This window comes from Mucilaginibacter mali (assembly GCF_013283875.1).
Taxonomy (GTDB): Bacteria; Bacteroidota; Bacteroidia; order Sphingobacteriales; family Sphingobacteriaceae; genus Mucilaginibacter; species Mucilaginibacter mali.
On record NZ_CP054139.1, the window covers coordinates 1,655,371 to 1,669,644 of the forward strand.

Here is a 14,274-nt window from a genome sequence, read left to right on the forward strand (position 1 = left end):
GCTTGTTTTACCTATAAAATGCAGCACATGTGCATAATTTATTAGTATAACTGTCAACAAAACATTAAATTTGAAATACCAATTTTCAAATCCACCATTTTTTGACTGATCTGCTACGCCGTACGGTACTTTTTTTAGGGATGCTTTGCCTGTTGACCGGCATGGCAGATGCGGCTTTGGCAACAGACCATCCCGTCCGTTATTTGGGCATCGAACAAGGCTTATCAAACAACGCCGTAACCAGTATATATAAGGATAGCCATGGCTTTGTATGGATAAGCACCTACGATGGGCTTAACCGCTTTGACGGCAGCACGGTAAAGATCTATCGGAATGTTTGGGGCGACAACCGTTCGCTTAACAATAATCACTTGAATCGGATAACCGGCTACGGTAACCGCATTTACGTAGGCACCCAAAGCGGGCCGATGTATTACGATTATGCCGACGCGCGCTTTCATTCCATATTATATCAGCCCGCCAAAGGCAATCTGCCGCAAAAAATAACGCATAACGTTAATGCCCTATACTGCGGGGCAGGCGGAAAGCTGTATATCGGTACGGATTACGCCGGCCTTTTTATTTGCAACCCGGGCGATAGCGTAGCGCGACAGATAACGCTTGATAATGCTAATACCTGGTTTTCGGTACAGGCTATCGCGGCAGATAAGTATAAGCAGGTTTGGCTGTTCATTCGCGATGTTGGGCTTTGCCGCCTAAACACGCCAAACCATATCGAGGTGATCGACGCCACATTAAAATCGGCTAATTGCTTATTGATCGACGCTTATGGAAAGATTTGGATAGGTACCGATAATGGCCTTTTTGTATATAACCGTGCTGCTAAAAGTATCAGCCGGGTAATTAACAGCGCGCTCACCAGCGAAAATGTGGTGGATCTCCGTTTTTCCCGGTCGCGGCAACTGTGGATAGGCACCAATGGCGGCGGCGTAAATATTATGGATACCACAAGTCATCGCATCAGGCATATTGTAAGCGGTAACGAAAATGGCTCGCTGCATAGCGATGCCATCAGCATGATATACGAGGATAACGGGGGATTAACCTGGGTAGCCACCCTGCGCGGCGGCGTAAACATCATCGACAACAACCCAGCGCCTTTTAAACTCATCACACACGATCCTTTTAATAAGAATAGCGTGGTCAACAATTTCGCGCTTTCCTTTTGCGAGGACGAAGCCCATAATTTATGGATAGGCACCGATGGCGGGGGGCTAAGTTACTGGAACCGCAAGGCCGATCAGTACACCAGTTATGTGCATAGCGCGTCGTCAGGTTCGTTAAGCAGTAATTTTGTGGTGAGTGTATTGAAGGATAAGGCCAATCAAATATGGGTAGCTACGTTTAGTGGTGGGATCGACAGGTTTAATAAAACCGGCAATAGCTTCATACATTATACCTGCTACAATCCGTATACCAAAACCGAGGATAAAAGCCTGTGGAAGCTGTTTTTAGATTCGCGTGGTGATATTTGGGCGGGCACTACCCGTGGCGGCGCCTTATATAAGTATAACCGTGCGACAGACCGCTTTGAGGTGTTTGATAAAAATCTCATCAACATCCATGCCTTGTTTGAAGATAGCAAGGGCAACCTTTGGGCGGGTGATTATTCCAGGCTGATCAAAATAGACATCGCCAATAAGAACCATCAGTACACCGAGATCAAAAACGCGGTGCGCTCCATAAACCAGGACCGGCAGGGGCGGCTATGGCTGGGTACCGAGGGCGGCGGCTTGATAAGTTACGACAGTAAAACCCAGGCCATAAAACGCTACACCCGTGCCGATGGCCTGCCCAGTAACTCGGTATTGAACGTATTGGTAGATAATAACGGCAATCTGTGGGGCAGCACCTACAATGGCTTAACCGAATACAATACTGCCACCGGTAAATTCAAAAACTTTTACGCTGCCGATGGCTTGCAAAGTAACCAGTTCAACTTCAACGCGGCGCTAAAGCTGCAATCGGGCGAGCTGGCTTTTGGGGGGATCAACGGCTTTAACCTGTTTTATCCGGATAGTGTAAAGCTGGCGGTTCATCAACCACAGTTAACTTTCACCGGCTTGCGTATCAGTAATAAAAACGTAGAGGGTACAACCAACTATACCGGCAACCAGGCCATCGTAGATCTGAAAGAGATCAGCGTGCCTTATGATCAGGCTACCCTGGCTGTCGATTATACCGCTTTAGAATATTCCTTTCCGGATAAGATCAGCTATTCGTATTACCTGGATAACTGGGATCACGGCTGGAATAATGTAGGAACACTGAAAACCGCTTACTACACCCGCCTTAACGAGGGTACCTACACCTTATATATACGCGCCACCAACACAGCCGGTAACTGGAGCGATAACCAGTTACGCTTAAAGCTCATCGTGCTGCCGCCATGGTACCGCACCTGGTGGGCATGGCTGCTGTATATATCGGCCATTTGCGCGGTTATTTATTGGTACTGGCAATACCGTATCAGGCAAACGCACCTGCAATACGAAATTGAGATAGCCAATCTGAAAGTGGAAAAAGAGAAGGAAGCGAACGAAAAGAAGCTGTCGTTCTTTACCAACGTATCGCACGAATTCCGTACGCCATTAACGCTCATTATCAACCCGATAAAAGACCTGCTGCGACAGGATAAAACGCATAACGAAGAATTGAACATCGTTTACCGCAACGCCCGCCGCCTGCTGGGTTTGGTAGACCACCTGCTGCTGTTCCGCAAAACCGAAAGCGAAAATGCCGATCTGAAAGTAAGCAAGGTAAACTTTGCCGATCTGAGCCGGGATGTATACACCTGTTTCCTTCACCAGGCCAAGATCAAGAACATCAGCTATCAATTCGAGAACGCCAGCGACCAGATAGAATTGTATGTAGACCGCGAGAAGATAGAGATAGCGCTGTTCAACCTTATCTCCAATGCGGTGAAATTTACACCCGATGGAGGCAGCATCCATATTAATATTAAACAGGATGAGCGCTTTGTGTATTTTGAGATTACCGATAGCGGCATCGGCATTACCGCCGAGGTAGGGGAGCGTTTATTTGATAAATTTTACCAGGTAAAGGATGCCAACTCCCTGAAAACAGGTTTCGGAATAGGTTTATACCTTGTGAAAACGTTTATGGAAAGCCATAGCGGTACCATCAATTACAAAAGCACGGCAGGTGGTGGCGGTACTACATTTACTTTATGCTTACCAAAAGGTAAGGAGCATTTGGGCGCCTATCCGATAGTGGAGTCGGCAACGGAGGGCTACTCATACGCTGCCGAGGAACTGATCGATTACGATAACACACTCGAAAAACCCCTTGAAAACGGCGTTACGGATCTGAACCTGCTGATATCGGATAAGCAATCGGTGTTGGTGATAGACGACAATAACGAGATCCGCACTTATATTAAAAAGATCTTCGCGGCAGAATACGAAGTGTTTGAAGCCGAGAACGGCGAGCGTGGACTGGAACTGATCAAAAAGCACCTGCCCGATGTGATCATCAGCGATATTGTAATGCCCGGTTTAAGCGGCATGGAACTGATCCGTATCGTTAAGCAGGATTCGACCCTTAGCCATATCCCCATCATCCTGTTAACCGGCGAGGCCGCGCCGGCTATCCGTTTGCAGGGTATAGAAGAAGGCGCGGTTGATTTTATGAACAAACCTTTTGACAAGGACCTGTTGGTAGCCCGGGTGAAAGGCATCATCAAAAACAAAAGCGAACTGCAAAATTATTTCTTCAGCGAGATCACACTGAAAGGCAAAAGCCGAAACGTATCCGAAGAGCATAAGGACTTTCTGTATCGCTGTATCGAAATTATCGAGAACTCGCTGACGGATCCCGAACTGGAGGTTAACGCCATTGCCGATAAGATGGGGATGAGCTATTCCAGCCTGTATAAAAAAATAAGGCAGGTAACAGGGCAATCTATCAACGGCTTCATTAGGTTCGTTCGTTTGCGTAAGGCTGCCGAATTGATGATCAATACCAACTGCAATGTTAACGAGGCGGCTTTTAGGGTAGGGTTTAACGATATCAAATATTTCCGCGAGCATTTCCACAAGCAGTTCGGCATTAACCCGTCCGAGTTTATTAAGCAACACCGGGTGGCTTTCCAAAAATCATACAGCCTGAAGCAGCGTAAGGTGAAAGGATAAGCGCTTATTAAGAATATCCCCCGCAAAATGCGATTTTACCCCCTTACCATGCGCTTAAAAAGTGTGTAATTAGCAAATCAATTATAAATTTACGTACCAGTATGTAAGGCTGTGCTATCGTAAAAACTAAATCAAATTGAAGTGCTAAAAAAACTAATCATTACGCTGGTATTCGCAATAATAATTTGCGCTGTAATGCCGTTGTGTACCCATGCGCAGCAAGCCGCCAAAATTATACCGATACCCACCGCCGGGGCCTGGGCAAATAACAGCGTTAATACGGTCATCTTCCGTAAAAATTCGCTGGTTACGGCAGGCGGTTATCAGTATGCCGCCTTTTATGATAACGATCAGTTTGTGGTGCTGGCCAAACGCAAAACCGGCGCCGAAGGCTGGCAGATCAACCGCACCCAATATAAAGGTGATGCTACCGACGCGCATAAATCTATCAGTATCATGGTAGATGGCGCGGGTTTCCTGCATGTAGTTTGGGGCCTGCATAATAACCCTGTTAATTATGCTAAAAGCCAGTCGCCCGGTTCGCTCACTTTGGGCGATAAACTAAGCATGACCGGCGACCATGAACAAAAGGTAAGCTACCCCGAATTTTACAAACAAGCCAACGGCGATCTGCTTTTCTTTTACCGGGATGGTGCATCGGGTAACGGCAACCTGCTGGTAGATACCTATCATACCAAAACTCAAAAATGGGAACGCCTGCAGGATAACCTGATAGACGGCGAAGGCCAGCGTAGCGCCTACTGGCAAATTACGGTTGATGTTAAGGGCACTATCCATATCTCGTGGGTATGGCGCGAATCGCCCGATGTGGCCAGTAACCACGATATTGCCTATGCCTGTTCAAAAGATGGCGGCAAGACCTGGCAAAAGTCTACAGGTGAAATTTACCACCTGCCCATCACCGCTTCCAACGCCGAATATGCCTGCCGCATCCCGCAAAAAAGCGAACTGATCAACCAAACATCCATGTTTGCCGATGCGCAGGGGCAGCCCTTTATTGCCACCTACTGGCGCGAGCAGGGGCAAACCGTGCCACAGTATCATATTGTTTACAAAACCGGTGCAACATGGCAGGTAAATAACCTGTCTTTTCGCAAAGGCGCGTTTAGTTTAAGCGGTGGTGGTACCAAGCAGATCCCGATATCAAGGCCACAAATTATTGCCTGGCCTGTTAAAGGACAAATGGCTGCCGCGCTGATATTCAGAGATGCCGATCTGGGTGATAAGGTTTCGATTGCGGTAACGGCCGATATTAAACAAGGTAAATGGCAGGTAAGCAATCTTACTGATGCATCGGTAGGATCGTGGGAGCCTACTTACGATACCGAGTTGTGGAAGCAAAGCCGTGTGCTGAACCTCTTCGTGCAGAAAAATGTGCAGGTTGATGGGGAAGGACGCGCCAATATCCCACCGCAACCAGTACAGGTGATAGAATGGAAGCCTACAGCCATAAAATAAATTCGACGCTAAAAACCTATGATAAAACGATACCAACTAACGACTTTCGCGCTGCTGCTTACCGGCAGTATACTGAGGGCACAAACCAAGGTTGCCGAATTTACCCCCGGCGCCATCTGGCCCGATGATAAGGGCGTGCACATTAATGCCCACGGCGGCGGCATGCTCTATCAAAAAGGGACCTATTACTGGTACGGTGAACATAAAATAGAAGGCGGCGCCGGTAACCGGGCCATGGTGGGAGTGCACTGCTATTCATCAAAAGACCTTTATAACTGGAAGGATGAGGGCATTGCCCTAAGCGTATCGCCCGATAGTACCAACGATATTGCCAAAGGCTGCATACTGGAGCGCCCCAAGGTGGTTTATAATAAAAAAACTAAAAAATATGTGATGTGGTTCCATTTGGAATTGCGCGGACAAGGTTACAAGGCCGCCCGGGCAGGCGTCGCTACTGCTGATAAAGCCGCGGGGCCATTTAAGTTTATCCGCAGCTACCGCCCCAATGCAGGCTTTATGCCCATTTATCCCGAAGGAACCGCCGAAGCGGATAAAGTAAATTGTGATAAGCCAAAGGATAAAAGCGAAGGTTTCTTTTGCCGCGACTTGCCCGGCGGACAGATGGCCCGCGATATGAACGTATTTGTGGATGATGACGGCAAAGCCTACCACATCTTCTCGGCCGAGGAGAATTTTACACTGGATATTGCCGAACTGAATGATGATTACACCGGCCACACCGGCAAATTCGCACGGGTATATGCCGGTCACCAAACCGAAGCGCCGGCCATTTTTAAGCATAATGGTATTTATTATATGATCGGCTCGGGCACTACAGGTTGGGCACCGAACCCGGCAAGGTGGTTCACGGCTAAATCCATCTATGGCCCCTGGACTTACCACGGCAACCCATGCGTGGGCAACGCTGCTGAGATCACTTTTGGCGGACAAAGCACCTATGTATTGCCGGTTGAGGGTAAAAAGAATGCCTTTATTTTTATGGCCGATAAATGGACGCCAAAGAATGCCATCGACGGCCGTTACCTGTGGCTGCCAGTTACTTTTAAAGGCGACGACATCGAAATAAACTGGCTGGATAAGTGGAACCTGGATGTATTTAAAAAATAAAATGAAGAAACTATTTCTACTAATAACCTTGCTGGCCGGGGCAGTCTGCGTGCAGGCGCAGGATAGCCTGATCAGCAATATCGGGGCGCGCAAAGCCCTGTCGCTTAATGGCAAATGGCAATATATTGTCGATCCGTACGAAACCGGGTTTTACGATTACCGTTACAAAGAACTGGCGGAAAACAACGGCGATGCTTATTGGAATACCGACATCCCCAGAAACAAGACCGAGAAAAAAGAACACGGTTACAACGATAAATACAGCCTGCAGGTGCCCGGCGACTGGAACCATCAAAAGCCCGAGTTTTTATATTACGAGGGGACGGTATGGTATAAAAAATCGTTCGATTTTCATGCGGCCGATACTAAAAGCAGGTACTACCTGTATTTCGGAGCGGTAAATTACCGTGCCGATGTTTACCTGAACGGTAAAAAACTGGGTATGCATATTGGTGGTTTTACGCCGTTCAACTTCAGCGTGCCGGCATCGTTACTAAAAGAAAAAGGCAATTTCCTGGTAGTTAAGGTAGATAACAAGCGTGGTGCCGATGAAGTGCCTACCCTCAATACCGATTGGTGGAACTACGGCGGCATTACCCGCGATGTAAAACTGGTAGAGGTCCCCCAAAGTTTTATACAGGATTATGTGATCCAGCTTAAACGCGCCGAGCCGGGCAAAGCGCCATTGGCTACACCTGATGTATCTGGCTGGATAAAAGTGCGCAACGCCAAAACAGGCGATCCGATCAGCATCAGCATACCCGAACTGAACTTTAAAAAACAACTGACAGCAACCGGTGAACTAACCGAACTGAATTTCAAACTGCCCAAGCTACAGTTATGGTCGCCACAAACGCCAAAACTGTATAAAGTAATGGTATCTGCCGCGGGAGATGAGGTGAGTGATAAAATAGGGTTCCGTACTATCGAGGCTTTTGGAAAGCAGGTATTATTGAACGGCAAACCAATATTTATGCGGGGCATTTGTATACATGGCGAGATACCGCAGGAGGTACGCCGCGCTGTTGGCCAAAAAGATGCTTTGCAGTTATTGAACCAGGCCAAAGAACTGGGTTGCAACATGGTGCGTTTGGCCCACTACCCGCACGATGAAGCCATGACCCGCGCGGCCGATTCGCTGGGGATATTGGTATGGTCGGAAATACCGGTTTACTGGACCATCAATTTCGGTAACCCGGCGGTACTGGCTAAAGCTAAAGCGCAGTTGCAGGAAATGATCACCCGCGATCATAATCGCGCCAGTATCATCATCTGGTCGGTTGGGAACGAAACGCCCATCAGCCAAACCCGTACCGATTTTATGCACAGCCTGATCACCCGTGCTAAGGAATTTGACGGAACCCGAATGGTATCGGCCGCGCTTGAAGTAAATTATGGCGCATTGAAGAATGTAAACGTAGTGGACGATCCGCTGGGCGAATTTGTTGACCTGGTAGCCTTTAACGAATACCTGGGCTGGTACGGCGGTTTGCCCGATCAGTGCCGAACTACTAACTGGAGTACACCCTATAATAAACCATTGTTTATTAGCGAGACAGGCGCTGAAGGCAAAAGCGGTTTCCATGCCGATTCGCTTACCCGCTTTGACGAGGAATTTCAGGAATGGTATTTTAAAGAGCAAACCGACATGCTAAAGCGTATGCCCGATAACTATGTAGGCATAGCGCCCTGGGTGCTGAACGATTTCCGTTCGCCAAAACGCAATAACCCGCTATACCAGGAGGGCTGGAACCGTAAGGGCATGTACGATGATAAGGGCAACAAAAAGAAAGCCTTTTACATTATGCAGGCTTATTATAAAGAAATGAAACAGAAATACGACCATTAACCTAAATATGAATATAAAGAAAAGATGGATGGCGCTGCTTACCGGCGTTATCATGATGAGCCAGTTGAACGTAAACGCGCAAGCTAAACACACTTTTGCTTATGGCGATACCGACTTTTTGCTGGATGGCAAACCCTTCCAGATGATCAGCGGGGAGATCCATTACCCCCGTGTACCCCGCGAAGCCTGGCGCGCCCGGATGAAAATGGCCAAAGCGATGGGCCTGAATACGATAGGTACCTACGTTTTCTGGAATTTGCACGAGCCGCAAAAAGGCAAGTTTGATTTTACGGGGAATAACGATATTGCCGAGTTTGTGCGCATCGCGCAACAGGAGGGGTTATGGGTGATCTTGCGCCCCAGTCCGTATGTATGCGCCGAGTGGGAATTTGGCGGTTATCCGTATTGGCTACAGAACGAAAAAGGCCTGGTGGTGCGTAGTAAAGAAGAAAAATACCTGAAGGAATACGAGACCTATATTAAACAAGTAGGCAAGCAACTGGCCCCGCTGCAGGTTAATCACGGCGGCAACATCCTGATGGTACAGATCGAGAACGAATACGGATCGTACGCGAGTGATAAGGATTACCTGCGGATCAACGAGAAGTTGTTTAAAGAAGCTGGTTTTGATGGCCTGCTTTATACCTGCGATCCGGCCGGAGACCTGGCAAAAGGACACCTGCCGGGCATGCTGCCAGCCATAAACGGGATCGATAACCCGGCAAGGATAAAACGCATTATCAACCAAAATCATGATGGTAAAGGCCCCTACTACGTGGCCGAATGGTACCCGGCATGGTTCGATTGGTGGGGAACCAAGCACCATACCGTACCGGCATCACAGTACAGTGTGCATTTAGATACGGTACTGGCGGCGGGGATCTCCATCAATATGTACATGTTCCATGGCGGTACTACCCGTGGCTTTATGAATGGCGCTAATTATAAAGATGAAAGCCCATACGAACCACAGATCAGCAGTTATGATTACGACGCCCCGCTTGACGAAGCCGGTAACGCTACGCCAAAATTTATGGCTTTCCGCCAGGTGATCGAAAAGCATTTACCTGCAGGGGTAAAGCTGCCAACTGTTCCGGAAGCAAAACCGGCTATGGCTATTCCATCTATCAGCCTGAAACAGACCGGTACATTACTGGCTAATCTGCCAGTGCCAAAATTGAGCGCTAAACCATTAACTTTTGAAGATTTGAACCAGGCCTACGGCTTTGTACTATACCGCACCACCTTACAGGGCGGCAAAAACGGTATATTGAAATTACAACAACTGCGCGATTATGCCATTGTAATGGTGAATGGTAAAGAAATAGGTACGCTGGACAGGCGCATTAAGCAGGATAGTATGCAGATCGGCCTGCCGGCTGGAAAGGTAACGCTGGATATCCTGGTAGAGAATATGGGCCGGGTAAACTTCGGCAAATACCTGTTGCAGAATAAAAAGGGCATCACCGAAAAAGTACTGTTCAATAATACTGAAGTGAGTGGCTGGAAAATGTATAGCCTGCCTTTTTCAAATATCAGCACCATCAAATATCAACCGGGTACCAAAGCCGGAAACGCGCCGGTGGTTAAGAAAGGTACGTTTAACCTGGCTAAAGTTGCCGATACTTACCTGGATATGCGCGAGTGGGGCAAGGGTATGGTTTGGGTAAACGGACATAATTTGGGTAAATACTGGAGCATTGGCCCGCAGCAAACTTTATATGTGCCGGTAGAATGGCTAAAGAAGGGCGTAAACGAGATAGAAGTACTGGAATTATTAAAGCCCGATCAAACCAAATTAACAGCATTGGATAAACCAATATTGAACGAGTTGCGTTAAAAAAGCATATGCGGAAATTAATACTGACCATTGCCATGCTACCGGCCTTTGCTACTTATGCACAGGATAAGACAGATAAGGATAACTATAAACTGGTTTGGGCTGATGAATTTAACAACGAAGGCGCTCCCGACAGTACCAGCTGGAAATACGAGCATGGTTTTGTACGCAATAACGAGGCGCAATGGTATCAACAGCAAAACGCGGTATGCCATGATGGCATATTGACCATTGAGGCCCGGAGAGCGCATCTGCCTAACCCATATTATAAAGCGGACAGCAACAACTGGCGAACCAGCCGTGAGTTTATCGACTACACATCGGCCAGTATAAATACCCGGGGATTACATAGCTGGCAATATGGCCGTTTTGTAATGCGTGCCCGTATTGATGTATCTGCCGGGATGTGGCCCGCGTTTTGGACCCTGGGCGATAGCAAACCCTGGCCATCAAACGGGGAGATAGATATTATGGAGTATTACCGCAATATGCTGCTGGCCAATATTGCCTGCGGTACATCGGTGCCCAACAAGGCTAAATGGTACAGCAAAACTACAGCGGTTGATAGCTTAGGTAAGGATTGGAGCAAGGAGTTTCACATTTGGCGTATGGATTGGGACGAGCAGGCCATCAGTTTGTATGTGGATGATAAGCTGCTGAACCAGGTAGCTTTGTCAGAACTGGTAAACCGGGACGGTACTAATTTTAACCCGTTTATGCAGCCACACTATATTTTACTAAACCTGGCTATGGGCGGCGATAATGGCGGCGACCCCTCAAAAACGGAGTTCCCCCGCAAATACCAGATCGATTACGTGCGGGTGTATCAAAAATAATAGATGTTGCGCCGTATTTTTTTTATTACAAATTGTCATTGTTAAGTAAATTATATACATTAGTACCTCAATCTAATTAATATGATCGCACTAAACAAAAAAGCATTTATCACACTGGGCCTAACCTCGTTAGTGGTTTTTGGCGCTGTAGCTTCTATGCCCCAGGAGCAGGAGAAAAAAATGAATTTAAAAGTATTACCTAAAAAATTCACCCATCAGCAGGTAGAAACGGTAATGCGCCAGTGGACAAAAGCATTGGGAGTGCGTTGCAATTTTTGCCACGAGCGCGGCAATGAAGCAGCAGATACCAAACCAGAAAAACTGATGGCCCGCAAAATGTTTGAAATGACCGCCAAGATCAACAAAAAATATTTCGAAGCAGGTAAGGATTCTTTGGGTATGGTAATGAATACAGGTATCTCTTGTATCACCTGCCACCACGGCACTGCCCACCCTGAAGGTGGTACGCACACCGAAGGCGGCGAGAAAAAATAATTATCGTTTAATAACGCTACAGGTGCCCCGGTTATCCGGGGCATTTTTTTTGAATACCGATGGAAACTTCATTCATTATCCGTCATGCTAACGCGTCCGATCTTCCGGCTATACTGGAAATTTATAATCATGCGATCATCCATACCACGGCCGTTTACCAGGACGATGTGCATACGCTTGCCATGCGCGAACAATGGTTTGCCGATAAACTGAAGTTAGGCCATCCGGTGTTTGTGGCTGCTGAAGCCGGAAAAGTGACCGGCTTCAGTACTTATGGCCCGTTCCGCAATTGGCCGGGATATCGTTTTACGGTAGAACATTCGGTGTATGTTGATACCGGCAGCAGGGGTAAGGGCGTAGGTAAAATGCTGGTGCAGGCAGTAATTAACCATGCAAGGGATAAAGGAATGCACGCGCTGATAGCCGGCATAGACAGTTCATCGGCGGGGAGCTTACATTTGCATCAATCGCTTGGTTTTACAGAAGTGGCTCATTTTAAGCAGGTAGGCTTTAAATTTGGTCGCTGGCTCGATCTGAAGTTCCTTGAATTATTGCTAAATGAAAATATTTGAAATATTTTTTAAAAAAGATGCGGTGGTAAACAGAAAATTCTTTTATTTTTGAGAGGTTATTTTAATAGGGGTATTGAATAACTATCACCGAAACCGGGCCACAAGCCCGGTTTTATTTTTTTTATGCTATTTCGTCATATCCCTGGGTACTCAGGTACTCGTTGGTGATGAGCATAAACAGGCGGTCGTCGTCTATACTTTCATCAAAACTTTCCAGCAGCAGTTGCTCCATATCTTCCAGTTTTAAAGCTTTGGCCAAAATGCGCAACATCCTGAACGCGTTGATATTGATATGTTCTATCAATTGCATATACAGCATAATGTTCATATCGCCCAGCAATTCCATGCCGATACCTTTTTTTTCCAGCGCGAAGGTTTCTTTAAAAATGGCCTTTACCGGGATGCATTCTTCGTCGGATGGCGTGATGTTCATCACCTTGTATATTTCTTCAAGACGGGCCAGGTGCTTTTCCACATCATCATGCAGTTCCTGCAAAGCCAGTTGCAGCGCTTTAAATGACGCTGTTTCTGTTAAATGCGGGAGATTGTTTTTGATGTACAATTTACCGTAGTATAACTTATTAAGATTATGGGTAAATAAATGCTTAAGTACAGCCGGATCGGTGCGATGTGAAGGTTCAATAGCCATTTTTATCAGGGTTGAAATTTGATAACAAATATATTCCTTGTACGAATAACTAAGCGCGCCTGTTACGTAATTATATTGCTACCGCCACAAATAACAATATGATAAACGCGCGATATTAAAGCCGCCCCATCGGTGTATATTTGCCGATTGAAATCTACAGGATATGAAATATAAATTAGGTGATTTTGTGCGCTTTGTTGATGAGAACATGGAGGGCTATGTTACCCGCATCATTAGCAATGATATGATAGGCGTTACCGGGGCCGATGACTTTGAAATACCTGTTTTAGTGAGTAAGGTAACATCGGTACATGGCCACCAGACTGCTGACGACAGTGTGCCGCAGGCAAGCAACGCTGGCGCCTCCGAAGACGCTAACTTTAAAGATAAAGGCATTTACCTGGCCGTAGTGCCCGACCCAAAAACCGGCGCCGTGGTGCACTTTCATTTAATTAACGAGACATCGTACCAGTTGCTGCTAACCCTTATATCGCAGCAAAACCAGCAATATAAAGGCGAGTTTGCCGGTATCATCGCCCCGGCATCGCAGCAAAAGATCTATTCGGCGCCATTGGCCGATCTGCAAATATGGCCGGCACTTAATTTACAGGTGTTGTATTATACCAATCAGAATAAGAAAACGCCCGATGCGTTAAACATCACCGAGAAGTTTAAGGCTAAGGACTTTGCCGGCAGCAAAAAGAACATCCCGCTGATGAACCAGCAGGGTTGGCTGATACGCCTGGATGAAGATGAGGTAGTTATAGATGCCGAAAAGCTAAAGGAAAGCTTTTTTAAACCCGCCGAAGAAAAGCAACTGGTAGATAAACCAACCGGCGAGGTTGACCTGCATATTGAAAAGCTAACGCCCGAACACCAGTTTTTAAGCAGTGCAACCATATTAAACATGCAGCTTACCCATTTTAAAAAAACACTGGATGCCGCTATTGTACATCAGCTGCCCGAGATCACTTTTATCCATGGGGCGGGTAACGGTACCTTACGGCATGAACTGCATAAACTGCTCGGTAAGAATAATCGCATACAAACCTTTATGGATGCCCGCAAGGAAAAATTTGGTTACGGCGCTACTAAGGTGATACTGAAGTAAGAGTGGTACATCAGCGTGCAGGCGGCAAAAAGTGTAGCCTGAAATTACGCAACCGGTTGATAAAGGCTAATTTTGTATGCTAATTGGTATATCAGACTGAATTTTAGATGTATTATATCTGATAATTTGGCCTTACCAAT

At 46.8% G+C, this 14,274-nt stretch carries 10 protein-coding genes; 9 read left to right on the plus strand and 1 reads right to left on the minus strand.

Translation table 11 applies throughout. From position 1 onward, the window contains the following. Window positions 1–101 precede the first annotated feature (101 nt). From HQ865_RS07085 to HQ865_RS07120, 8 genes are all read left to right on the plus strand, one after another. Window positions 102–4,175, plus strand: a complete 4,074-nt coding sequence (locus HQ865_RS07085) for a hybrid sensor histidine kinase/response regulator transcription factor (RefSeq protein WP_173414219.1) — start codon at window positions 102–104, stop codon at window positions 4,173–4,175. 141 nt (window positions 4,176–4,316) lie between these two features. Next, window positions 4,317–5,654, plus strand: coding sequence for a BNR repeat-containing protein (locus HQ865_RS07090; RefSeq protein WP_237073764.1), 1,338 nt, complete (start codon window positions 4,317–4,319; stop codon window positions 5,652–5,654). 18 nt (window positions 5,655–5,672) lie between these two features. Further along, window positions 5,673–6,782, plus strand: a complete 1,110-nt coding sequence (locus HQ865_RS07095) for a glycoside hydrolase family 43 protein (RefSeq protein WP_173414220.1) — start codon at window positions 5,673–5,675, stop codon at window positions 6,780–6,782. A 1-nt stretch (window position 6,783) separates the two neighbouring features. Continuing rightward, window positions 6,784–8,631 carry a glycoside hydrolase family 2 protein gene (locus tag HQ865_RS07100; RefSeq protein ID WP_173414221.1) on the plus strand — a complete coding sequence of 616 codons (1,848 nt, stop codon included), beginning with the start codon at window positions 6,784–6,786 and terminating at the stop codon, window positions 8,629–8,631. A 7-nt stretch (window positions 8,632–8,638) separates the two neighbouring features. After that, complete coding sequence (locus tag HQ865_RS07105) at window positions 8,639–10,471, plus strand: glycoside hydrolase family 35 protein (protein ID WP_202020457.1); 1,833 nt, start codon at window positions 8,639–8,641, stop codon at window positions 10,469–10,471. Window positions 10,472–10,479: 8 nt separating this feature from the next. After that, window positions 10,480–11,307, plus strand: coding sequence for a glycoside hydrolase family 16 protein (locus HQ865_RS07110; RefSeq protein WP_173414222.1), 828 nt, complete (start codon window positions 10,480–10,482; stop codon window positions 11,305–11,307). An 81-nt stretch (window positions 11,308–11,388) separates the two neighbouring features. Further along, a complete protein-coding gene (locus HQ865_RS07115) occupies window positions 11,389–11,802 on the plus strand; it encodes a c-type cytochrome (protein ID WP_173414223.1) in 414 nt (137 codons plus the stop codon). Window positions 11,803–11,861: 59 nt separating this feature from the next. Beyond that, the gene (locus HQ865_RS07120) at window positions 11,862–12,374 is read left to right on the plus strand and encodes a GNAT family N-acetyltransferase (protein ID WP_173414224.1); all 513 of its coding nucleotides are present in this window, start codon (window positions 11,862–11,864) and stop codon (window positions 12,372–12,374) included. A gap of 121 nt (window positions 12,375–12,495) precedes the next feature. Here HQ865_RS07120 and HQ865_RS07125 read toward each other — a convergent pair whose 3' ends face one another. Beyond that, window positions 12,496–13,023, minus strand: a complete 528-nt coding sequence (locus tag HQ865_RS07125) for a DUF892 family protein (RefSeq protein WP_173414225.1) — start codon at window positions 13,021–13,023, stop codon at window positions 12,496–12,498. A 163-nt stretch (window positions 13,024–13,186) separates the two neighbouring features. Between HQ865_RS07125 and HQ865_RS07130 the strand changes: the two genes are divergently transcribed. After that, window positions 13,187–14,134 carry a DUF2027 domain-containing protein gene (locus HQ865_RS07130; RefSeq protein WP_173414226.1) on the plus strand — a complete coding sequence of 316 codons (948 nt, stop codon included), beginning with the start codon at window positions 13,187–13,189 and terminating at the stop codon, window positions 14,132–14,134. Window positions 14,135–14,274: the final 140 nt, after the last annotated feature.

Coding starts and splice junctions, on each gene's coding strand:
- HQ865_RS07120 (WP_173414224.1), top strand. CDS start 11,862: ATGGAAACTTCATTCATTATCCGTCATGCTAACGCGTCCGATCTTCCG.
- HQ865_RS07115 (WP_173414223.1), top strand. CDS start 11,389: ATGATCGCACTAAACAAAAAAGCATTTATCACACTGGGCCTAACCTCG.
- HQ865_RS07110 (WP_173414222.1), top strand. CDS start 10,480: ATGCGGAAATTAATACTGACCATTGCCATGCTACCGGCCTTTGCTACT.
- HQ865_RS07095 (WP_173414220.1), top strand. CDS start 5,673: ATGATAAAACGATACCAACTAACGACTTTCGCGCTGCTGCTTACCGGC.
- HQ865_RS07130 (WP_173414226.1), top strand. CDS start 13,187: ATGAAATATAAATTAGGTGATTTTGTGCGCTTTGTTGATGAGAACATG.
- HQ865_RS07105 (WP_202020457.1), top strand. CDS start 8,639: ATGAATATAAAGAAAAGATGGATGGCGCTGCTTACCGGCGTTATCATG.
- HQ865_RS07125 (WP_173414225.1), bottom strand. CDS start 13,023: ATGGCTATTGAACCTTCACATCGCACCGATCCGGCTGTACTTAAGCAT.
- HQ865_RS07100 (WP_173414221.1), top strand. CDS start 6,784: ATGAAGAAACTATTTCTACTAATAACCTTGCTGGCCGGGGCAGTCTGC.